Origin of the sequence: Arthrobacter sp. UYEF21 (genome assembly GCF_040546085.1) — a bacterium.
Lineage (GTDB): Bacteria > Actinomycetota > Actinomycetes > Actinomycetales > Micrococcaceae > Arthrobacter.
The window spans coordinates 83,538-105,166 of record NZ_JBEPNF010000005.1 but is presented as its reverse complement, the minus strand read 5'-3'; the positions used below and the strand labels follow the sequence as shown (position 1 = coordinate 105,166).

The following is a 21,629-nucleotide window of genomic DNA, read 5'->3' as shown; positions in this document are numbered from 1 at the left end:
CGGCGTGCGCCCCGATATTCCGGCCGGACCGGCCACCCGTTCCGCCATCTACTGGCTTGGCCTGCTTGCTGCGCTGAAGGCGCTCTCCCTGGTCCTGACGGGGCAAGCGGTGGCAGCCATGCTCGCCGGACTGGCCACCGGGAATGAATCCTGGCAGGACCAGTTGCCCTGGGGCCTGGCCGGCGTCGTCCTGCGGTCCGCCGCGGTGTGGGCGCAAGGTATTGCCGCGCGCCGCGCCGCATTGGGCATCAAGGAGGAGCTCAGGTCCGGGCTCCTGGCGCGCGCCCTGCGTAATGGTGCACGCAGCACCGGGCCGGCCGACGGCGGCCTGGCAGTCCTGGCGACGCGGGGCCTGGACGCGCTGGACAACTATTACACGCAGTTCCTGCCGGCCCTCGTGAACTGCGCCACGATCCCGCTGCTGCTCGGCGCGCGCATCCTCTTCGCGGACTGGGTCAGCGCAGTGGTGGTGGTTCTGACGGTTCCGCTCGTGCCGCTGTTTATGGTGCTGATCGGCCGGTACACCGAGGACCATGTCCGCGAGGCGCAGCAAACCCTCACCCGGCTGTCCGCGCACATACTGGAACTTGCCAAAGGCCTGCCGGTCCTGGTGGGCCTGGGCCGTGCCACCGCGCAGCGCAAAGCGCTCGAGGAGATCTCGGAGGAATACCGTTCACGGACCATGGGCACGCTGCGGACGGCGTTCCTCTCTGCTTTGGCCCTGGAGCTCATCGCCACGATTTCGGTGGCCGTGGTGGCCGTCTTCATCGGCGTCCGGCTGGTGCACGGCGACATGGTCCTCGAAGCTGGCCTGCTGGCCCTCATCCTCGCGCCGGACTGCTACCTGCCCCTCCGCGAGCTGGGCACCGCGCACCACGCCAGCGACGACGGCCGGGCGGCCCTCGCCGCGACGCGGACCGTCACCGAAGCACCGGAGCCACGGCCGCTGCCGGCGGACGACGGCGGCGGCCGCTTCGCAGCGCACGTCTCCCGGGGAGTGACGGTCACCGACCTCACTGTCACGCATGCTGGCAGGTCCGCTGCCGCCGTCGGGCCCCTGGCCTTTACCGCCCCGCACGGGCAGATCACCGCGCTGGATGGTCCCAGCGGCGCCGGTAAAAGCACGGTCCTTGGCGTGCTGGCCGGCACCGTGGGCGACGGCGGCGGGACCACCGTGTCCGGCCATATTTCCGGCCTGGACCGTGGCGCCGTCGCGTGGGTTCCGCAACACCCGGTCATGGTGGCGGACTCCGTGCTCGACGAGGTCATGCTTTACGTCAATGGCGGAACAGTCAGTTCGCTTTCCGGCAGTGCCAGGTCCTCCGACAGTGCCGGACCAGTCCAGCACCTGCAGGGCGTGCAGGACGTCGCCTTGGAGTGCCTGGCCGCTGCTGCCGCGGGCCACCTCGCCGGCCATCATCCGGCCGAGCTGAGCCCGGGGGAGTTGCGTCGCGTGGCGTTGGCCCGCGGCCTGGCGCGGCTGCGTGCCGGCGCCAATGTCCTGCTGCTTGACGAGCCGACCGCCCACTTGGACGCTGTCTCGGCGGCGCTGGTGCAGGAGTCAATCCGGGAGCTCCGGGGACAGGTGACGGTCATCCTGGTGGCCCACGACGAGCAGACCCGCGAACTGGCGGACCATCTGGTTCCCGTCTCGGCGCGCGGCATCACGGCACCGTCCGGGATCACCGGCATGCCGCACGCTGCTGGGCACACCACCGAACACAGCAGTCCCGCAGACGGGGTCCGCGAGGATCAGCACAGTCCCGGGACTGCGGCCCTGCCTGCTGCCATGCCCGTCGCAGGGGATGGACGGCCCACGCCCACAAACCGGCTCCTCGCCGGCCTGCTGGCGCCGGTTGCGGGCCGGTTCACCGGTGCCGCCGTGGCGGGGACCTTCGCAGCCCTCTTTGCCGTGGCCCTGTCCGGGCTCTCCGGCTGGCTCATCATCGGGGCAAGCGAGCAGCCGCCCATCCTGTACCTGCTCACCGCGATCGTGGGGGTGCGGTTCTTCGGGATCGGACGCGCCGTCCTTCGTTTCTGGGAACGGCTCCTGCTGCACGACGCCGTCTTTGGCGCCCTGACCAGGCTCCGTGGCCGGCTCTGGGAATCGCTGAGCCGCAAGGCCTTGTCCCTGCGGCGGCTCCTGCAGGGCGGCAATGTCCTCGGCACGGTGATTGACGACGTCGACACCGTCCGGGACCTGCTGCCGCGCGTTGTGCTGCCACCCGTCACGGCGCTCGCCGTGGCCGGGTCTGCCCTGCTGGCCACAACGCTGGTGGCGCCGGCCGCTCTGCCGGCCGTTGCCACGGCAGCAGTACTGAGCCTGGTTGTGGCACCGCTGGCCGCACTCTGGGGCGACCGCCGGTCGGCCACAGCGGAACAGCGCCTGCGGGCGGGAGTACTGCGGCGCACCTCCGCAGCCCTGGACGCCAGGGCGGAACTCCACGCGAACGGCATCGCCGCAACAGTTCTTGACGCGCTCCGCGCCGAGGACCGCAGGGCAACCAGGGCATCACAGCGCTCAGCCTGGGCGGAAGGCCTTGGCCAGGCCATCACGGTGGCTGCCTGCGGAACGGCGGCCCTGGCCGATGCCGTGCTGACCGCACCCCAGGTCATTGCCGGTGCCATGGAACCGGCCACGGCTGCGGTCATGGTGCTCCTGCAGCTGGCCCTCGTGGAACCCTACGCAGCCATGGCGACGGCGGTCCGCCAGTATCCTGCGCTGCGTGCAGTCATGCAACGGGTCGCGGAGTCAGGTGTGCTGGACGCCACTAACGCGGAGGCTCCGGAAGGCGACGGAGTCCACCAGCTCCCGCCCCGCCGCGGTGCTGCTGCCGGCGTGGAGCTGGACAACCTAGCGGCTTCGTGGCCCGGAGGGGGAACAGTCTTCGCCGGAGTGTCGGCCGTTGCCGGGCCCGGTTCGTGGCTGGCCGTTACCGGCCCTTCCGGTGCGGGTAAGTCCACCCTGCTCGCGGTCCTGCTGGGATTCCTCCCGGCCGCCGCCGGCCGGGCCGCCGTGACTGGGACGGCAGCCTGGTGCCCGCAGGAGGCGCACCTGTTCGATTCGACGCTTCGCGGCAACCTGCTGCTGGGCCTGCCTGCCCGCGGGAACGGCACCTCCGCCTCCAGTGACGCGGAGCTGGCGGCGGCGTTAACCGCCGTCGGACTCAATGCCCTGGTGTCGCGGCTGCCGGACGGGGTGGATACCCGGATCGGCCCCGGCGGTTCGTTCCTCAGCGGCGGCGAACGGCAGCGGCTTGCCGTGGCCCGGACCATCCTGACGGGCGCCGAGGTGATCCTGCTGGATGAGCCCACTGCCCACCTGGACGCGGAGGCTGGACGGGAAATGCTGGCCGACCTGCGCGCGGGCCTCAAGGGCCGCACGGTGGTGATGGTCACCCACAACCCCGCTGACATCGATCCCGCTGACACGCTCCTGGACTTGTCCGCCGCGTCACTGGCCGGCGCCGCGGGCGGCGCCGGCTTCCGCAACCGGAGGGGAGCCTTCGCTAACCTGATGTCATGCCTGATGCCATGAGGGAGCCCTGGGTGGACTTTCCACGCTGCACTGGCTGCTGGCCGCAGACTTTGACGTGCCGGCCTGGGGCGGCGCTGATTGCCCGGACCACCGAGAACCCGTCTGGTACGAACGCGAGGCCGATCTGCAGCAACAGGTGCAGTCGCGGAAGAATCCGGCGGCCAGCCACACGGTGCCGGGCCTGGACGGTGCGGGAATCCTCCGGGTGTACGCCGGGATCTCGAAGAACCGGGACTCAGACAAGGCACACGGCTTTAGGCCACGCTCCTGGAGGCCGCCGCACGAACTCGTTCGTCTGGCGCAGAATGCGGCCTTCCGGGACCACTGGGGCAGCGAACCCCCGGGATGAGGAATCCTGGTCCTTCACTGTCAGCCACCCGCAGGCCCGTCAGGACCTCAGCGCCGTGGTCCTGGACAGTGCTGCCGGTGAAGTGGCGGCGTATCAGCTGGCCAGCCACGCGGTGAACCGCAGCATGGCGTGGGATAAAGCGCTGTAGTCAGCCGTCCACGTCATGGAGGTGATGGACGACGTCGTGCAGGAAGTACTGCGCCAGCGTCAGGACCGTGAACTCCGAGCCGTTGCTGCGGAGTCCCTTTCTGCCCCACTCCTCCTCGCGGACGCCCGCGAAAGACGCCGCGATCTGCTCGCCCTCTGCCGCCAGTGCCGCACTGACCACGGCAGGGTCGGCGTTGGCGTAGTCCTGTTCCACGGCGGTGCGGTCCTGGTCCCAGTTCTCGAACCGTGCGTCGTCGGAAGCGAGCATCAGGTTCAGCCGCTGGTCGAAAAGGGAAAACACGTCGCGGACATGGCAGGCGTACTCCAGGGCTGACCAGGTGCCCGCATCCGGGCGTTCTGCAACCTCGGGCCGGCGAAGGACCGCCCGCCAGCGCGGCAGCATGCTGGCCACGCTGCCCGGCACGGTAGCCGGGGTGACGGTGGAAGCGTCGAAGGAGCACTCCGGGCACGGCCGGGAGAGCACCCAGGTCCAGTCCTTCTGATCAGGAATGATAGGCATGGCAGCAGTCTAGGACGGATCCGCCCATGCCATGCCCGGGCCCACTGCGTCCACGGCCTGGGACAGCGGAATGCCCGAACCGTCCCTCCTCCCGTGTTCCTGCGGCAACGACCTCGCAACACCGGCCAGTGAGGAGGCTTTCGCCGGCCCATGCCCTGCCCAGCCAAGCAGCAGCGTGTCTTCACCCTTAAGGAAGCGGTGGGCGCGGACACCGGCGGTGGCGCGGCCCTTGGCAGGGTACTCAGCGAAGGCCGTCACCTTGGCGGCGCCGGGTGCGGTCCCCGGCAGGGCGCCGTCGGTACCTGCGATGGTCACCACGACGGCGGCGTCATCGTCCGGCGCCACAGCACCGAAGAACACGACCTGGTCGCCGGCACCGAGCTTGATGCCGGCCATGCCGCCGGCCGTTCTGCCCTGCGCGCGGACGTTGGCGGCGCCGAACCGGAGCAGTTGCGCTTCACGGGTCAAAAACACCAGGTCCGTGTCCTCGGACCCGGCCGGGGCCACGCCCACCACCACGTCCTTGTCCTTCAGCGCAATCACTTCCCAGTCCTCGCGGTTCAGGGGGTAGTCCGGCTGGACCCGCTTGACCACACCCTGGGCCGTACCGATGGCCAGGATCCCATCCAGCGGTGCAAAGGCCACCAGTGATTCACCCTTCAGCAAGGTGATGAAGTCCTTCGCCGGGACACCCCCGGCAAGGTTGGGCAGGCCGGACATCGGCGGCAGCACCGGCATGTCCATGACCTGGAGCCGCAGCATCCGCCCCTGCGAGGTGACAGCGGCGATTTCACCGCGGGCGGAGGTCTTGACCACCGACCGGAACACATCGTGCCTGACGCGGGGGCCTGACTCGGCGAGCGGTTCCTGGTTGGACGTGCGCGCGATTTGGCCCGACGCCGTGAGGATCGCCCAGCAGGGATCGTCGGCGATCTCCAGGGCCAGCGGCGCAGCTTTGCCCTTATTGCCGGGAGCCGCGGCCAGGGCAGCGGCCACCGTCGGGGAGACAGCCTCCGATTCGAGCAGGACGGTCCGGCGCGGCGTACCGTATTTCTCGGCGATCTCGCCGAGTTCCGTAGACACGAGTTCACGCAGCCGCTGCTCGGAGCCGAGGATGGCTTCGAGCTCGGCAATTTCGCGGCGCAGCTCGTCCTGTTCCTTCTCGAGCTCGATCAGCGAGTATTTGGTCAGCTGGCGCAGCCGCAGCTCCAGGATGTAGTTGGCCTGGATTTCCGAGAGGTCGTAGATGGACATGAGCCGTTCGCGGGCGGCGGAGACCTCGTCAGAGGACCTGATGATCTGGATGACCTCGTCAATGTCCACGATGGCGATCAGCAGACCCTCCACCAGGTGCAGCCGGTCCTTCTTCTTGCCTAGCCGGAACGCCGTCCGCCGGCGGACCACGTCGATGCGGTGGCCGACGTAGACGGACAGCAGATCCACGAGCCCGAGGGTCTGGGGCTGGCCGTCCACCAGCGTCACGTTGTTGATGCCGAACGAGTCTTCCATGGGGGAGTAGCGGTACAGCTGCTGCAGTACGGCGTTCGGGTTGAACCCGTTCTTCAACTCGATGACCAGGCGAAGGCCATGCTTGCGGTCCGTGAGGTCCACGATGTCGCTGATGCCGGTCAGTTTCTTGCCGTTGACGGCATCCTTGATCTTCTCGATCACCTTTTCCGGACCCACCATGTACGGCAATTCGGTGACCACCAGGCCGGTGCGCCGGGCCGAGAGCTGCTCGATCTCCACTTTGGCGCGCGTTTTGAACGAACCGCGGCCGGTGGCGTAGGCGTCGCGGATGCCGTCCAGGCCCACAATCCGGCCGCCCGTGGGAAGGTCCGGCCCGGGGACGAACCGCATGAGGTCATCGAGGGTGGCGTCCGGATGCGCGATCAGGTGCCGTGCCGCGGAGATGACCTCCACCAGGTTGTGCGGGGCCATGTTGGTGGCCATGCCAACGGCGATGCCCGTGGCACCGTTGACCAGCAGGTTGGGAAATGCGGCAGGAAGCACGTCCGGCTGGGTCAGCTGGTTGTCGTAGTTGGGGACGAAGTCCACTACGTCTTCGTCGAGGTGGTCCGTCAGCGTCAGGGCTGCCGCCGCGAGGCGGGCTTCGGTGTACCGGGGAGCCGCCGGTCCGTCGTCGAGCGAGCCGAAGTTGCCGTGGCCGTCAATCAGCGGCAGGCGCAGCGAGAAGTCCTGGGCCATGCGCACCATGGCGTCATAAATCGCCGTGTCGCCGTGGGGATGGAGCTTACCCATGACTTCGCCCACCACCCGGGCGCTCTTAACGTGGCCACGGTCCGGCCGGAGGCCCATCTCGCTCATCATGTACAGGATCCGGCGCTGCACCGGCTTGAGTCCGTCCCTCGCGTCCGGCAGTGCCCGGGAGTAGATCACCGAATAGGCGTACTCCAGGAACGAACCTTCCATTTCGGACGTGACATCGATGTCCACGATATTATCGACGAAATCCTGGGTGGCTTCCCCTGCAGGGGCTGGGCTTTGGCGGCGGGCCATGGGGCTGGTGGATCCTTCTGGGTAACTGGCGGTGCTCTGGTTTGGCGCAGGATTTTTTGGGCAGACGGCCTGCGGCGTCGCTTTGTGGTTAGGCTAAGCCTATGGTGGATCAGCCCGGGGACGGCGAATATCCGGAACATTGGGAAGCCGATGTCGTGCTCCGGGACGGAGGCACCTCGCACCTGAGGCCCATTCACCCCAGTGATGCGGACGCCGTCCAGGCATTCCACGTCGGACAGTCGCAGAACTCAATCTACATGCGCTTCTTCTCCTTTAAAGCCCGGCTGTCCAGCAAGGAGCTCAAGCGCTTTACGGAAGTGGACTACGCGGACCGCGTGGCGCTGGTGATTACCTTCGGCGGCGAAATCCTGGGGATCGGCCGCTACGACAGGCTCGATGAACGCACCGAGGCCGAAGTCGCCTTCAACATTGCCGACGCCCATCAGGGCAGGGGGATCGGCTCCATCCTGCTGGAACACTTGGCCGCGGCCGCCCACGAAAACGGAATCCGCCGGTTCACGGCGGAAGTGCTGCCCGAAAACCGGAAAATGCTGATGGTTTTCGCCGACGCCGGCTACGACGTCAAACGCCATTTCGACGACGGCGTTGTCAGCCTGGAATTCAACATCGGTCCCACGGAAAAATCACGGGCCGTGATGGAGTCACGCGAGCACCGCGCCGAGGCGAGGAGCGTCCGGGACCTGCTGACGCCGTCGTCCATTGCGGTCATCGGTGCCAGCCGCAAATGGGGGACTGTGGGCCACCAACTGCTGGAGCACGTCATTGAAGGCGGCTTTGCCGGGCCGGTGTACGCCATCAATCCTGAGGCGCTGGAACTCGCCGGCATGATGTCGTTCGGCCGCCTTGCCGAAGTTCCGGACCCGGTTCAGCTTGCCGTGATCGCTGTTCCCTACGAGGAAGTACCGGGCGTGGTGGACCAGTGCGCCGACGCAGGGGTCAAGGGGCTGGTGATTGCGTCCTCGGGATTCGCGGACGACGGCGAACGCGGCCTGGCCCGCCAGCGGGACCTCGTGCGGAAGGCTCGGGCCAGCGGAATGCGGGTGATCGGACCGGCATCGCTGGGGATTGTGAACACCCACCCGGATGTTCTGCTCAACGCGTCGATGGCCCCGGCCATGCCGCTCCGTGGCGGGCTGGGACTGTTCAGCCAGTCGGCGGCCATCGGAGTCTCCCTGTACGCGGCGTCCAGCCGGCGGCGGCTGGGACTCTCCACCTTCCTGTCAGCCGGCAACAGGGCCGACATCTCCGGCAACGACATGATGCAGTTCTGGGAGGACGATGCCGACACCACCGCAGTGGGGCTCTACCTGGAGTCCATCGGCAACCCCCGCAAATTTTCCCGGATCGCGCGGCGGCTCGCCCGTACCAAACCGGTGGTGGTGGCGAAGTCCGAGACCATGGGCCTTCGGCTGCCGCCAGGCCACGCCGTCCGGACCACACAGGCGCCCGCCGGGGCACTGGATGCGATGATGCGCCAGGCCGGCGTGATCCGGGTCCAGACCATCGAACAACTAATGGACGTCGCCCAGATTGTCTCCGGCCAACCGCTGCCCGCCGGGCCCGGGCTGGCCATCCTCAGTAACTCCCAGGCGTTGGGCAAAGTTGTGGCGGACAGTGCTGAGGCGCACGGCCTGGCGGTGGACGGCATCGTCACCGACGTGGATCTCGAGGCCGGGATGTCCCTCGCACTGCCGGCCCTCCGACGCAGCCTCCAACACACTCTCGCCTCGGACGCTGTCCACGCCGTGGTGGCCGCGCTGCTGCCCGTCCGGGGCCTGACCGTGGACCGGATCGGCGAGGTCCTGGCCGAATGCTCGGCCGCGGCCGGCAAGCCAGTGGTGGCCGCGTTCACCGGAATCCTCGACCCCTCCGTCTACGTGGAAGGCATGGTGGGGGCCGCGGGGCAGGCCGTCCCCTGCTTCGCCAACGCGGGCGCAGCAGTGGCGGCGCTCGCCGCCGTGGTGCGCTATTCGGAGTGGCTCGCCCGGGAGGCGGGCCACTTCGTGGAGCCCGCCGGCTGCGACCCGGACAGTGCGCAGGTCCTCCTGGACCGCCTGCTCCACGACGTCCACGGAGCCGAGCTGAAAGCCCTGGATCCGTTGTCCACGGCGTCGCTCCTGGCGCACTATGGGATTGCGGTGCTGCCGTCCGCAGGTTTTGAGTCGGCGGATGAAGCGGTTGATGCCGCGGCGGGGCTTGGCTGGCCCGTTGCCCTGAAAACCACCGACCCGGCCCTTCGTCACCGGCTGGATCTGGGCGGAGTGCGCCTGGACATCGAGGATACAGACTCACTGCGCCGGAACATCGTGCAAATGCGGCGCTCGCTGTCCCCCTACGGTTCGTCGTCCCTGGAGGTGCAGTCCATGGCACCTGTGGGGCAGGCCTGTACGTTCCGCGCCATTGAGGATCCTCTGTTGGGGCCGGTAATCTCCTTCGGGCTGGCCGGGGACGCCGTCAACCTGCTGGACGACTGGGCACACCGCGTGCCGCCGCTGTCCGCCGCGGACGTCAAGGACTTCATCCGTGCACCGCGGGCCGCCCGCAAACTCTTCGGCTACCAGGGCCTTCCGGCCGTCGATGTGGACGCCCTGGAAGATCTCGCCGCCAGGCTGGCCTGGATGAAGGACAACCATCCGGAAATTGCCTTGGTCGAATTCAACCCCGTCCTGTGCGGCACCCGCGGCGCGTCCATCCTCGCGGCAGACATCCGGATCGGCAACGCCGCCCGGCGCACGGATAGCGCCCGCCGGGCCATGCTGGGCTGAGCGCGGTTAGCATGTCCCCGGCCGATCTGTGAAAATGGGGGAATGAGCTCACAGCCTTCCCAGTCGACGCCATCCACGCCCGGCAATGACAACCAGGCAACCCGACCTCACAGCTCACACAGCCACACGCCGCAGGCCCAGAGCTTGGACGGCGCGCTCCAGAAGGCCGGCTTCTACCCGCCCCTGGTGGCCGACGTTGTAGACGACGCCCTGGACGGCCGCGAATGCGTGGCCCACCTGGTGCACCTGGAAACCCACTTTGACCGGGCCGAGGTCCGCCGCCACATCACCGTTCTGGTCCTCACCTCCGACATGCTGGTGATCACGCACGTGGATGACCAGCAGCTTGATGATGCCGGCGAACAAATCGTCGCGCAGATTTCCACCGAATCAGTGCCTGTGGCGCAGATCCGCTCCGTGGTCCTCAGTTACATGTATTCCCAGCCGCAGAACTACAAGCCCTCGGATCCGGTCCGGGAGGTCACCCTCGCCATCGCCTGGTCCGGGGGCCAGCGGCTGGACATGGGACCCGCAAGTTGCGGCGATCCGCAGTGCGAGGCCGACCACGGCTACAGCGGCACCATTGCCCAGGAGGACATTGTCCTGCGGATCAGCGCCGAAGCGGACGGCTCCCAGGCCGTGCAGGACGCAAAACTCTTCGCCCGCGCCCTGCGGGCCGTCAACACCGGCTCAGCGGCGCCTGTGCCCTACGCCGCCCAGACGCTCCAGCCACGGCCCCGGACGGGCGTGTTCGCCAACAGGCTCAGCCGCGGGCACCAGCGCTGAGATGCCGGCCCAAGGGAAAACAACCGTCCCGGCAGCCCCGTCCGAAGGGATGACCCGGCCAAACGTGCCGCCCGCTCCCGCTTTTGGCCAGCGCTCCGTCGCTGAGGTCCTCACCAGCGCAGCGGCAAGCCTTGGCGTGGAAGGCTTCACCAACACCCTGGGCCTGCCGCCGGCATCGCGCGTCTGCGTGGTCCTGGCGGACGGCCTCGGCCGGAATCTGCTGAAGCAGAAGTCCGCCCACACGCCGTTCCTGCGCTCCGTGCTGCAGGCCGGGCAGGGCGAGGTACCGGTCTGGCTGGACTCCACCTTCCCGTCGACCACCGCCGCGGCGCTGGCCAGCTTCGGCACCGGGCTCCCGCCCGGCCAGCACGGCATGGTGGGCTACGACGTGCTTGATCCGGAGCAGGACAAGGTGGTCAACATGCTGGGCAACTGGGATCCCAAGGTTGACCCTCTCGCCTGGCAGCCGTTCCCCACCGTGTTCGAGCGGGCCGCTGAGTCTGTCAGCGTGACCACCGTCAGCCTGCCGCAGTTCGGGAACTCGCCCATGACCCAGGCAGCCCTCCGGGGCGGGAATTTCGTCTCCGCCGTCACGTCCCATGCCCGCACCGCTGCCGCCGCCGACGCCATGGCCGCTGCCGGCCCCGCGCTGATGTACTTCTACGTCAACGAACTGGATAAGGCCGGCCACCGCCACGGTTGCCAGTCTGAACAATGGGAACACCAGCTCGAAGAGCTCGACGCCACGGTCAAAAGGCTCAATGCGTCCCTTCCCGCCGGGACCACCGTCCTACTCACCGCGGACCACGGCATGCTGGACGTGCCGGAACAGCAGCGGATCGACTACACAGCGGACCCGGCACTTATCGATGGTGTGCGACATACCGCGGGGGAGCCGCGGATGGTGCACCTCTACCTTGAAGACCCCGCCGACGTCCATGGCCGGGAGCGCCTGCTGCACGCCTGGCGAGCCCGTTTCGGCGACAGGATCTGGGCTTTCACCCGGGACGACGCCATAGCAGGCGGCCTGTTCGGGACGCTGCGTCCCGCCGTCGGGCCCCGCATCGGGGACGTACTGGTTGCCGCGCGGGACGCTTTGGCGTTTTACGACACGCGACGCGTGCGGCCGGCCGCGATGGAGGTGGTGGGCCAGCACGGTTCGCTGACCAAAGCCGAACGCGAAGTTCCGCTCCTGTGCTTTAAGGCTGAAGGCAAGGTCCGTGGACGCTGACGCGTCATTCCCGCTTGGTGCCGAAGACGATTTCATCCCAGCTGGGGACGGTTGAGCGCTTGGGCTTAGCCGGCTGCCGCTCAGGCAGTTCTGCACCGTTGTTATGGTGCTGGCCGGACCCGGCTTCGTCGGGACTGGCAGCGTAGGCTGCCCGGCGGGGGCTTCCGCCGCCCAGCAGCTCGTCCAGCCCCACGCTCGGGGCAGCGTGTCCGGGTTGCGTAGGTCCTTCGGCCGGTACCGCGGGCCCTGCCGGGCAAGGGGAGGACGCCACAATGGTGATTTCCCTGGTTTCGGTGCTGACGCCGTCGTGCAGTTTCAGGTTGTCCTGATCATCATCGTTGCGGTGCGGCGGAATGAGACTCAGGCGGGCGAGCATGGACGGCCGGCCGTCACGCCTGCGAGTCAGGGCCTCCGGCTGGCCAGCCGGCGCCGTGTTGTCTGGACCGGTGCTTTCGATGCCAGCCGGTTCCCGGTTGTCCTCTTCCGTGTCTTCGCCGGCTCCATGCTCCGGCTCAGGCACTACCTCCGACGGACGGGGATGCGCTGCCGGGACGCCGTGGGTCAGCAGCAGCGCCAAAGCATCGTCAGCGTCCTCGTCCACGCCCAGGCGCTGGCCGCGGCGGGAACGGAGCATATCAAGCAGTCCGTCGGATTCCTTGGCCTGGAGAATGGGCTGCGGGCCCGTTGCGTTGCGGGCGGCCGCTTCGGCATCGGTTTCAAAGTCGAAAGGCCGGTCCGAGACCGCCGTCAGCCGGCGGGCCGGAACAGGGCCGTCCAGGGGCTCCAGCTCGCTGAGTTGCTGGGCCCAGCGGTTGGCGTTCTGCAATGACCTGCGGGCGGGGCTGAAGGTCCACAGCGCCGGGGGCTCCTCGCCGATGCCGGCCGTGCCAGCCGTTTTGGCGTTGAACCGGGCCGCCACCGTCCAATTGCCGTCCTGGCGCCGCCACGAATCCCATTCCACCGAGGACGGTTCAATCCCGTGGGCTGATAGCCGGTGGTTGACCATGTCGTGGAGGGTGGCAGGATTCTCACCAAATACGGAGCGGTAGGCGTCATGGCCGGGGGAGGGCGAAGCCACCTCAACCTTGCGCGCCTGTTGGGCCACATAGTCCCGCTCGGCGAGGACAGGGCCCTCATAGCGTTCCACTTTGGCAAGGGGCAGCCCGGAGAGCTCCGCCACGTCCGCTGCGGTGGCGCCGCTGCGGATCCTCGCCTGGATGTCCCGCGGGGACATGGCAATGGGCGCAGCCGCCGATGCTGCTTTCGCCGAAGACCGGCTGGCCGCCCGCAGTGCTTCATCGATCGGCAGCTGGAACATCTCGCCGCCGGCACCGCTCAACAGGAGATGCTCTCCGTCGTCGTGTACGCCTACAAGCCGTAGATCCTGCATACAAATCCTCCACCCTGGCATTACTATCAATCGAAACTCTGCCACTCAAGGGCGCAGTTTTGGGTGAGGAGCAAGGGCGCGCCGCAATATTCCGCGACTTTCGTGCGCCGGGGCAGCAACCTGCGGTGCGTGGCAGGCTCCGGGCTTCCCGCGGCCGACCTCTCCGGCGGGAGCTATTTCCCTGACAGGGCGGCGGTGAGTTCCTCGGGCCGCCGGGACGAGGTCAGCCAGTAGGGCGTCCGGTCTGACGGGTCGGTGATTTCGATCCGCACCACCGGGTCGATCCAGCCCCGGATGCACAGGTAGGCGAGACCATTGAGCCTGGTGCCCCGCTCGGCGGTGGCTTCCTTGCCCCGAAAGGCTCCTGCAGCGCCGATGAAACGGCGTTCGATGGTGGCCCGGCCAACGGTGAGGGCGTCGTCCGTGACCAGGATGGTGGGGGTGGAAATCACCAGCAGGACAGCGATAATCGCGAAGAGCACCCCTGCGGCCGTGTAACCCGCCCCCAAGCTGATCGGGGCGAAGACGAGGATGCCGGCGCCGGAGACGCCCGCCGCGATGATCCAGATCCAGATATTGGGCCACAGCTTCTCCCGGTAGACCGCCGGGGTGCCTGCAGAGGGGGTATTGGGGACGTGGGCAGCGGAACTGGATTCGGGCATGCCATCAGCTTTTCATCTTTGGCCCGGTAATTCACCTTGGCGTCCTCGTCCGGGCCTTTTCAGCCAGGCCTTGGGCCAGTTGGCCGTCAGCGCATCTAGGAGGGAAGTGCGGCTGGGCGTTAGAGTGAGTGATTGTGACTGACGAACTTGCCACTCTTAAGACCGTTCCTGACAGTGCGCCGGGAGGCTCTGCGCCGGAAGCTGCCGTGGCCGCCGGTGCCCCGACCCTGCAAGTCCAGCTGAAAATGCTCGACGCCGGGCTGGAGGCTCCGTCCTACGCCCACCCCGGTGATGCGGGTGCGGACCTCCGTGCCAGGGATGATGTGGTGTTGCAGCCGGGGGAGCGGAAGCTGGTGCCCACGGGTGTCGCCATCGCCCTTCCGGAGGGCTTTGTTGCCCTGATCCATCCCCGTTCAGGGCTTGCCACGAAGCTCGGGCTGACCATCGTCAACGCACCGGGCACCGTGGATGCCGGCTACCGCGGGGAAATTTCGGTCACCTTGTTGAATACTGATTCCCGGGAAGCCATCCAGCTGCGGCGCGGCGATAGAATTGCACAGATGGTGATCCAGCGCGTGGAGTACGCCCAGTTTGTCCCGGTCAACGAATTGAGTGAATCGGTGCGGGGAGCTGGCGGATTCGGATCCACCGGCGGATTCACCCCGCAAAACGCCTGACACCCGCCACACTGTGGCACCCTGGAGCTGGCTGGCGGCGGCAGCGAATATTTGCGGCAGGCCCCAAAGGCCGGCCGGGCACTTTCACAACTAAGGAGACAACCCCATGGTTTTTGGGCTCGGCCGGAAATCCAAGAAAGAACAGGCCGCCGAACCGGATGAATCCCCCGCCTCAGCGGGATCAGAGGATTCTGCCGGGAACAGTTCGGCGGACACCGGTCCACGGGTTAATGGCCCCTTTGATGTTTCCGAGGTCGCCAGCCGCGACGGCTACGTGGATCTCGGTGCGCTTCTGATCGCGCCGAGCGAGGGGCTCCAGCTCCGGCTTGAGGTTGAGGAAGCCACCCAGCGCGTGGTGGCTGTGACCATGGACCTCAACGGCTCCAGCCTGCAGCTGCAGGCTTTTGCTGCCCCCAAGACTGAGGGTCTCTGGGAAGAGATCCGCGAGCAGATCGGGCAGTCCGTGGGAAGCCAGGGCGGCCAGGTCGAAGAGGTCCAGGGTGCCTTCGGAACCGAGCTGGTGGCGAAGCTGCCCGCCGGTGCCCCGGACGGGAGCCAGGGCTACCGGGTAGCCCGCTTCATCGGCGTCGACGGACCGCGGTGGTTCCTGCGCGGCGTCCTGGGCGGGGAAGCCGCGATGGAGCGTGAGGCCGCCGCTCCGCTGGAGGCCCTGTTCCGCCGGATTGTGGTAATCCGCGGCGACAGCCCCATGCCGCCGCGCGACCTGCTGCAATTGCGCCTGCCCAAGGATGCCAGCGTCAATCCGCCGCCTGGCGGCCCCGAGTTCAAGGAGCCCGAGCGCGGCCCCCAGTTCAAGGAGCCCGAGCGCGGCCCGGAAGTTACGCAGATTGGCTGATTCCCGCCAAGGTTCACTGGACCCGTCCCCGTCGGGTGCCGGGATGCCTGTCAGCCGGCTCCCGGAAAAGGGCCGTGTGGTGTGCCACGGGTACATTGAATCGGTAACCTACATGCCCGCAGACCAGAGCCCGGCGTTCACAGCCACTCTCACGGACGCTGACGTTCCGAGTTCCGGCTCCGGGCCGGTACATGGCAGTGGCGGGCGCCTGCGCGTGGTCTGGCTGGGACGGCGCCGGGTGCAGGGTATCGACGCCGGGACGGAAGTCCGCGTCGAGGGCATGGTGACGCAAAGCCACGGACTGCCCACCATCTTCAATCCGCGCTACGAAATACTTTCCTCCCAGGAGCACGAATGACCCCGTCCCAGTTGCCGGAGCCGCCCTCCGGACCAGGCCCCTTCCCTCCTGAGCCGTCCCGCACCCAGCCACCCCGCCCCGAGGCGTCCGGCATGGAACCGTCCCGCCCCAAACCGTACGGGACAGAACAGTCACGCGATGAGGCGTCCGGAACAGATCCGTCCCCCATGGCGGGCCTCGCGGCGGACTACGCCGCTAAAGCAGGCCTCCACCGCACCCACGACGGCCGCATCGATGTCCTCAAGACCGCCGGTGGAGTCCAGGGCATAGCGGAGAGCATCGTGCCGGGCCTGGTGTTCCTGGTGGCGTTCACCATCACCCGTGACCTGACACCGGCGCTGGTGGCTGCGCTGGTTTCGGCCGCAGTCTTTTCCGTGCTGCGTCTTGTCCAGCGCCGCCCGCTGACCCAGGCGCTGGCCGGCATTGTGGGAGTAGGCATTTCGGCCTGGTTCGCCAACACCACCGGAAAGGTGGAGGACTTTTATCTGCCCGGCTTTTTCACCAACGCCGCCTACATTCTGGCCATGGTCATTTCCATCGCGATCAAGTGGCCAGTGGCCGGCCTGCTGTTCGGCTTCATCCGCAACGAAGGCCTTGACTGGCGCAAGAACCCCGTCAGGCTCAAGGCCTACCGCCTGGGCACGTGGATCATCGTGGCGGTCCTGGTGCTTCGGCTGGTGGTCCAGGTTCCCCTGTACCTGATGGGGGAGGACGGCCTGGCCGCCCTCGCCACCACACGGCTGATCATGGCGGCGCCGCTGTACATCCTCGGCGTCTGGATTGCGTGGCTGGTCACCCGGCCGGCGCCGGCCGGCGCCGATTATCAGCCGCCGAAGCCGTCGTCCTCCGGGGCCTGAACCTCGGCGGCCTGGGCGCCTTCCGGGTCCCCGGAATCATCCGCAGCCTGGGCTGATTCCGGGGACAACAGTGCTCGCAGCTCATCCTCGGCGGCGATGGTGGTGACAAAAAACAGTTCGTCGCCGCCGTCGATCACGTCGTCGCGGCTCGGCGTGATGGGCGCATGGTCCCGGAGGATAGCCACCAGCGTGGAGTCCTCGGGCCACCGGATGTCGCCCACCGTCAGGCCAATGACATGGGAATCGTGCGGCACCGTGAACTCCACCAGCGCGGAAACACCAGTCTGAAGCGTCAGCAGCCTGACCAGGTCACCGATTTCCACTGCCTCTTCGACCAGCGCGGTCATCAGCTGGGGGGTGTTGACGGCTACGTCCACGCCCCAGGAATCGTTGAACATCCAGTCGTTCTTGGGGTTGTTGACCCGGCCCACCGTGCGGCCCACGCCGAATTCAGTCTTGGCCAGGAGTGAGACCACCAGGTTCACCTTGTCATCCCCGGTGGCTGAAACCACGACGTCGGCGTCCACCAACTTTGCGCCCTGCAGGGTGCTGAGCTCGCAGGCGTCGCCCACGAGCCAGTGCGCGCCGCGCAGCCCGCTGCGTCCAATGACCTCAGGCTTGAGGTCGATCAGCAGGATGTCGTGTTTGTGCGCCAGCAGTTCCCTGGCGATCGATGATCCAACGCTGCCCGCGCCGACGATAACAACTTTCACTACAACTCCTTAGCGGGTGCTTTGGCCAGGATCTGGGCGACCTGGGAACTGCGGTCCACCGGCAGCATGGCGTGCACGGTATCGCCGTCCTGGTACAAGGTGCCGGATTCGGGCAGTGTGCCCTCGCCGAACCGGGTCAGGTATGCCACCCGGACGTCGGCGGCTTTTTCGATCTCACTGATCCGATGGCCGATCCACCCGGCGTCGAGATCCACTTCCGCGAGCACCAGCCGGCCGGAGGGTTCGCGGAAGTCGCCTGCGAGGTGCTGCTCCGGAAGAATGCGGCGCAACACCTGGTCCGCGCTCCAGCGGACGGCCGCAACTGTGGGGATTCCGAGCCGCTGGTAGATTTCGGCCCGGCCGGGGTCGTAGATCCTGGCCACGACGTGGGGGACATGGAAGGTCTCGCGTGCGACGCGGGTGGCCAGGATGTTGGAGTTGTCGCCGCTCGATACGGCGGCGAACGCGTAGGCGTCGGCCACTCCGGCCTGCTGCAGGGTGTCCCGGTCAAAGCCCACCCCGGTGACTTTGCGTCCGGTGAAGCCCTGCCGAAGCCGGCGGAATGCGCGGTCGTCCTGGTCAATGATGGCGACGGAATGACCGGCGTCCTCCAGCGTGTGCGCGAGAGTAGCCCCTACCCGGCCACATCCCATAATCACGAAATGCGCCACCGTATCTCCTTAACTTCCGTAGCTTGTTGCTGCTGCTAGAACTCTACCGGCACCGCGCGTGCAGAGGCCGCCCGGGCGCCGTCATGACATGGGCAGGGAATAAGACTAGCTTTGTGGAGTGCTGACAATACTCAATGCCGTGAAACGGGTGCTGGTGGGCAGGCCCTTCAGGAATGACAGGCTCGCCCACACCTTGCTGCCCAAACGCATTGCACTCCCGATTTTCGCCTCCGACGCCTTGTCGTCCGTGGCGTATGCTCCCGACGAAATCCTCCTGACACTGGCATTGGCCGGAGTCAGTGCCGTGGCCTTTTCGCCGTGGGTGGGGCTGGCAGTTATGGTGGTCCTGCTGACCGTCGTCGCGTCCTACCGGCAGAACGTGCACGCGTACCCCTCCGGCGGCGGGGATTATGAGATCGCCAACGAAAACATGGGCAGGTTTGCCGGGCTGACGGTGGCATCGGCGCTCCTGGTGGACTACGTCCTGACAGTTGCGGTCTCGATGTCTTCGGCGGCCGCCTACCTCACCACTGCAGTGCCCTCCCTGCACGGACAACAGGCGCTCATCGCCACGATCGGCGTCGTTATCCTCGCGCTGGTCAACCTGCGCGGAATCAAGGAAGCAGGGAGCGTTTTCGCCGTCCCCACCTATATTTTTATGGCCTCGATCCTGGGCATGACTGTGGTGGGCATCTTCCAGGTCGCCACCGGCCAGTTGGGTGAGGCGCCCTCGGCGGCCTTCGAGATTGTGCCGGCTCCCGGTTTCGACGAAGGGTTGGTAGGACTTGCCGGCGCCTTCCTGTTGCTGCGGGCGTTCTCCTCCGGCGCTGCTGCCCTGACCGGTGTCGAAGCCATCAGCAACGGGGTGCCCAACTTCAAGGTTCCCAAGAGCAAAAACGCGGCCACCACCCTGCTGCTGCTCGGCACCATCGGTGCAGCGATGCTGGCCGGCATCATGTTCCTGGCCAACGCCACGAAGGTCCACATCGTGCTCGATCCGGCGCGGGAGTTCCTCCTGGACGGGCAGCCGCTGCCCGAAGACTACGTCCAGAATCCGGCCATCAGCCAGATCGCCCAGACCATCTTCGGGCCCGGGTCCATCGCCTTCTACATCGTGGTGGCGGCTACCGGCGTGATCCTGGTGTTCGCCTCGAACACCGCCTTTAACGGCTTTCCGGTCCTGGGCTCCATCCTCGCCCAGGACGGCTACCTTCCCCGTCAGTTGCGGACCAGGGGAGACCGCCTGGCGTTCAGCAACGGTGTCCTGGCCCTGGCTGCCGGAGCTCTGGTGCTGATCATTTCCTTCAACGCCGATGTCACCAAGCTGATCCAGCTTTATATCGTGGGTGTCTTTATTTCATTCACCGCGAGCCAGCTGGGCATGATCAGGCACTGGGGGAGGCATCTTAAGCTCGCCAAGGACAAGACCATCCGGCGCCGGATGATGAAGTCCCGCACCATCAACAGCATCGGCTTCGGCATGACGGCCTTGGTGCTGGTGATCGTCCTGATCACCAAGTTCGAACAGGGCGCCTGGATCGCGCTGCTGGCCATGTTCATCCTGTTCCTGATTATGTGGAGCATCCGGGCGCACTACGATAACGTTGCCAAGGAGTTGGCGGTGGATGAGGATTCCTCCCCTCGCGCCCTGCCCTCTCGCGTGCACGCCGTCCTGCTCGTCTCGCATGTGCGCAAACCTGTGCTGCGTGCCTTGGCCTACGCACGGGCGTCGCGGCCGTCACGGCTGGACGCCATCACTGTGGACATCAACGCCGAGGAAACCGCGCACACGGTGGCGGATTGGGAGAAGCTGGAAATCCCCGTGCCGCTGACTGTACTCGCCAGTCCGTACCGGGAAACCATCACGCCCATCATGGAATACGTGAAGAACATGCGGCGCGATTCCCCCCGCGACCTGATTGTGGTCTACATACCGGAATACGTGGTGGGGAAGTGGTGGGAACAGCTGGTTCACAACCAGACTGCACTGCGCATCAAGACCCGGCTGCACTTCGAACCTGGCGTGATGGTGGCCAGCGTCCCGTGGCAGCTTAAATCATCCGAAGAAGCAAAGAACCTGCAGGATACCCAATGAGCACCCAGTCCCAGTCCCCTTCCACTGCCGCTCCCGCACAAGAGGCCGTCGAGCTGGTGCTCGACGTTGGCCCGGTGGCCCACGGCGGCCACTGCGTGGCCCGCCACGAGGGCAGGGTGATCTTTGTCCGGCACGGCATTCCCGGCGAAAAGATACGTGCCCGCCTGACCGAGGCGGGGGAGTCAGCAAAATTCTGGCGCGCCGATGTGGTGGAGGTGCTGGCCGCTTCCCCGGACCGCGTAGGCCACTTCTGGCACGCGGCGGACGCCCTCCGTTCCTGGCAGCACGGGCACCCGCCGGTGGGCGGCGCCGAATTCGGCCATATCGCGCTGGCCCGCCAGCGCGGACTTAAATCGGCGGTCCTGGCCGAACAGCTTAAGCGGCTCGCCGGCGTCGAACGTTTGCCCGATGGCCAGGACGCCGGAAACCTGGTGGAGGCCGTTGAGGGGAGCGGTGCGGGCGCGGAGGCAGGGTCAGGGACGGACGCAACGTACGACGCCGGCACCGGCCTGGGGTGGCGGACCCGCGTCAGTTTTTCGGTCACCACCGCTGGGAAACTGGGCATGCACGCCCACCGTTCGGACCACATCATTCCTGTCCGGGAGATGCCCCTGGCAGCCGCCGGTATCAACCAGCTGCGCTTGTGGGACCTGGATTTCCAAGGCATCGAGCGCGTTGAGGTGGCCGCGCCGTCAAACGGCTCGCGCCCCCTGGTGCTGCTCGCCCCCGCTCCCGGCACCAGCCCCAAGCGGCTCAATGCCGTGGCGTCCCAGCTTCCGGACCATGTCTCTGTGGCCGCCTTCGACCCCCTCACCGAAGAAGTCCGGCAATTGCGGGGCCGCACATGGGTCCAGGAGTCAGCGGCCGGCCACGACTACCGGGTGACCGGTGCTGGTTTCTGGCAGATCCACCGCGACGCGCCCGGGACACTTGTGGGTGCCGTCACAGAATTCCTCCAGAACGGCGGCTTCCTCGCGCCGGGCTCCGTGGTGGCCGACCTGTACGCGGGAGCCGGGCTGTTCACGGCACCGCTGGCGGACGCGGTGGGCCAGACCGGGTCTGTGCTCTCCGTGGAGGGTGCTCCGGGAACCAGTCGGGACGCCCGCAAAAACCTGCACGAAGCGCCGCAGGTGGAAATTGTGCAGGGACGGGTGGAGCGCATTCTCCGCCAGAAACAGCGGAATTTCGACGCCATTGTGCTGGATCCGCCCCGGGCGGGGGCCGGCAAGGCCGTGGTCAGCCAGCTGATAGCTGCGGGGCCCCGGGCGGTGGCCTACATTTCCTGTGATCCGGCATCATTTGCACGCGATGTGGGGTACTTCCAGCAGGCGGGGTGGTCCTTGGCCGGGCTTCGCGGCTTTGACCTGTATCCGCACACGCACCACTTGGAGACGGTCGCGTTGCTGACGCCTCACCAGTGACAGCACGCCTGAGTGGACTACGATGGCGGTAGTAATCCCGCGTCGCGCCTGG

General features: G+C 67.1%; 17 protein-coding genes. 11 read left to right on the top strand and 6 right to left on the bottom strand.

Going from position 1 to position 21,629, the window contains the following annotated elements; genetic code table 11:
• The first annotated feature begins 4 nt into the window (after positions 1 to 4).
• Positions 5 to 3,538, top strand: coding sequence for a thiol reductant ABC exporter subunit CydD (cydD, locus tag ABIB27_RS07805; RefSeq protein WP_354253760.1), 3,534 nt, complete (start codon positions 5 to 7; stop codon positions 3,536 to 3,538).
• 305 nt (positions 3,539 to 3,843) lie between these two features.
• Entirely contained in the window at positions 3,844 to 4,035 is a 192-nt protein-coding gene (locus ABIB27_RS07800; RefSeq protein WP_354216637.1) for a hypothetical protein, read from the top strand.
• Here the strand turns inward: ABIB27_RS07800 and ABIB27_RS07795 are convergent, their stop codons facing one another.
• A complete protein-coding gene (locus ABIB27_RS07795) occupies positions 4,036 to 4,554 on the bottom strand; it encodes a DinB family protein (protein ID WP_354216638.1) in 519 nt (172 codons plus the stop codon).
• Between the two features lie 9 nt (positions 4,555 to 4,563).
• A complete protein-coding gene (locus tag ABIB27_RS07790) occupies positions 4,564 to 7,074 on the bottom strand; it encodes a DNA gyrase/topoisomerase IV subunit A (protein WP_354253759.1) in 2,511 nt (836 codons plus the stop codon).
• Positions 7,075 to 7,175: 101 nt separating this feature from the next.
• On the opposite strand from ABIB27_RS07790, the gene ABIB27_RS07785 reads away from it, so the two are divergent.
• The 3 genes from ABIB27_RS07785 to ABIB27_RS07775 are packed head-to-tail and all read left to right on the top strand — an operon-like array spanning position 7,176 to position 11,877.
• Complete coding sequence (locus tag ABIB27_RS07785) at positions 7,176 to 9,860, top strand: bifunctional acetate--CoA ligase family protein/GNAT family N-acetyltransferase (protein WP_354216640.1); 2,685 nt, start codon at positions 7,176 to 7,178, stop codon at positions 9,858 to 9,860.
• Positions 9,861 to 9,902: 42 nt separating this feature from the next.
• A complete protein-coding gene (locus ABIB27_RS07780; protein ID WP_354216641.1) occupies positions 9,903 to 10,646 on the top strand; it encodes a DUF5998 family protein in 744 nt (247 codons plus the stop codon).
• 49 nt (positions 10,647 to 10,695) lie between these two features.
• Positions 10,696 to 11,877 (top strand): alkaline phosphatase family protein, encoded by a 1,182-nt coding sequence (locus ABIB27_RS07775; protein ID WP_354253758.1) that lies wholly within the window; start codon positions 10,696 to 10,698, stop codon positions 11,875 to 11,877.
• Between the two features lie 4 nt (positions 11,878 to 11,881).
• On the opposite strand, the gene sepH is transcribed toward ABIB27_RS07775, so the two are convergent.
• Complete coding sequence (gene sepH, locus ABIB27_RS07770; RefSeq protein WP_354253757.1) at positions 11,882 to 13,267, bottom strand: septation protein SepH; 1,386 nt, start codon at positions 13,265 to 13,267, stop codon at positions 11,882 to 11,884.
• Between the two features lie 173 nt (positions 13,268 to 13,440).
• Positions 13,441 to 13,929, bottom strand: coding sequence for a DUF3093 domain-containing protein (locus ABIB27_RS07765; protein ID WP_354253756.1), 489 nt, complete (start codon positions 13,927 to 13,929; stop codon positions 13,441 to 13,443).
• 134 nt (positions 13,930 to 14,063) lie between these two features.
• On the opposite strand from ABIB27_RS07765, the gene dut reads away from it, so the two are divergent.
• The 4 genes from dut to ABIB27_RS07745 all read left to right on the top strand — a co-directional run bounded on the left by dut (position 14,064) and on the right by ABIB27_RS07745 (position 16,677).
• Positions 14,064 to 14,606, top strand: a complete 543-nt coding sequence (gene dut / locus ABIB27_RS07760; protein WP_354216645.1) for a dUTP diphosphatase — start codon at positions 14,064 to 14,066, stop codon at positions 14,604 to 14,606.
• A gap of 106 nt (positions 14,607 to 14,712) precedes the next feature.
• Positions 14,713 to 15,462 (top strand): DUF3710 domain-containing protein, encoded by a 750-nt coding sequence (locus tag ABIB27_RS07755; RefSeq protein ID WP_354253755.1) that lies wholly within the window; start codon positions 14,713 to 14,715, stop codon positions 15,460 to 15,462.
• The gene (locus tag ABIB27_RS07750) at positions 15,455 to 15,820 is read left to right on the top strand and encodes a single stranded DNA-binding domain-containing protein (protein WP_354216647.1); all 366 of its coding nucleotides are present in this window, start codon (positions 15,455 to 15,457) and stop codon (positions 15,818 to 15,820) included. Before ABIB27_RS07755 ends, ABIB27_RS07750 begins: the two co-directional genes overlap by 8 nt.
• Positions 15,817 to 16,677, top strand: coding sequence for a DUF3159 domain-containing protein (locus tag ABIB27_RS07745; RefSeq protein ID WP_354216648.1), 861 nt, complete (start codon positions 15,817 to 15,819; stop codon positions 16,675 to 16,677). The genes ABIB27_RS07750 and ABIB27_RS07745 overlap by 4 nt, the downstream gene beginning before the upstream one ends.
• Here ABIB27_RS07745 and ABIB27_RS07740 read toward each other — a convergent pair.
• Positions 16,644 to 17,390: a potassium channel family protein gene (locus tag ABIB27_RS07740; protein ID WP_354253754.1), complete on the bottom strand. Its 747-nt coding sequence runs from the start codon at positions 17,388 to 17,390 to the stop codon at positions 16,644 to 16,646. The two genes, ABIB27_RS07745 and ABIB27_RS07740, sit on opposite strands and share 34 nt — an antisense overlap.
• Complete coding sequence (locus tag ABIB27_RS07735; protein WP_354216650.1) at positions 17,390 to 18,061, bottom strand: potassium channel family protein; 672 nt, start codon at positions 18,059 to 18,061, stop codon at positions 17,390 to 17,392. The genes ABIB27_RS07740 and ABIB27_RS07735 overlap by 1 nt, the downstream gene beginning before the upstream one ends.
• Before the next feature lie 118 nt (positions 18,062 to 18,179).
• Here ABIB27_RS07735 and ABIB27_RS07730 point away from each other — a divergent pair, with 118 nt between their 5' ends.
• Positions 18,180 to 20,156 (top strand): APC family permease, encoded by a 1,977-nt coding sequence (locus ABIB27_RS07730; RefSeq protein ID WP_354216651.1) that lies wholly within the window; start codon positions 18,180 to 18,182, stop codon positions 20,154 to 20,156.
• Positions 20,153 to 21,577 (top strand): class I SAM-dependent RNA methyltransferase, encoded by a 1,425-nt coding sequence (locus tag ABIB27_RS07725; RefSeq protein WP_354216652.1) that lies wholly within the window; start codon positions 20,153 to 20,155, stop codon positions 21,575 to 21,577. The genes ABIB27_RS07730 and ABIB27_RS07725 overlap by 4 nt, the downstream gene beginning before the upstream one ends.
• Positions 21,578 to 21,629: the final 52 nt, after the last annotated feature.

Bases quoted from the DNA above. Each gene is read 5' to 3' on its own strand.
- ABIB27_RS07800 (WP_354216637.1), top strand. From the start codon at position 3,844: ATGCGGCCTTCCGGGACCACTGGGGCAGCGAACCCCCGGGATGAGGAA.
- ABIB27_RS07795 (WP_354216638.1), bottom strand. From the start codon at position 4,554: ATGCCTATCATTCCTGATCAGAAGGACTGGACCTGGGTGCTCTCCCGG.
- ABIB27_RS07790 (WP_354253759.1), bottom strand. From the start codon at position 7,074: ATGGCCCGCCGCCAAAGCCCAGCCCCTGCAGGGGAAGCCACCCAGGAT.
- ABIB27_RS07785 (WP_354216640.1), top strand. From the start codon at position 7,176: ATGGTGGATCAGCCCGGGGACGGCGAATATCCGGAACATTGGGAAGCC.
- ABIB27_RS07780 (WP_354216641.1), top strand. From the start codon at position 9,903: ATGAGCTCACAGCCTTCCCAGTCGACGCCATCCACGCCCGGCAATGAC.
- ABIB27_RS07775 (WP_354253758.1), top strand. From the start codon at position 10,696: ATGACCCGGCCAAACGTGCCGCCCGCTCCCGCTTTTGGCCAGCGCTCC.
- sepH (WP_354253757.1), bottom strand. From the start codon at position 13,267: ATGCAGGATCTACGGCTTGTAGGCGTACACGACGACGGAGAGCATCTC.
- ABIB27_RS07765 (WP_354253756.1), bottom strand. From the start codon at position 13,929: ATGCCCGAATCCAGTTCCGCTGCCCACGTCCCCAATACCCCCTCTGCA.
- ABIB27_RS07755 (WP_354253755.1), top strand. From the start codon at position 14,713: ATGGTTTTTGGGCTCGGCCGGAAATCCAAGAAAGAACAGGCCGCCGAA.
- ABIB27_RS07745 (WP_354216648.1), top strand. From the start codon at position 15,817: ATGACCCCGTCCCAGTTGCCGGAGCCGCCCTCCGGACCAGGCCCCTTC.
- ABIB27_RS07725 (WP_354216652.1), top strand. From the start codon at position 20,153: ATGAGCACCCAGTCCCAGTCCCCTTCCACTGCCGCTCCCGCACAAGAG.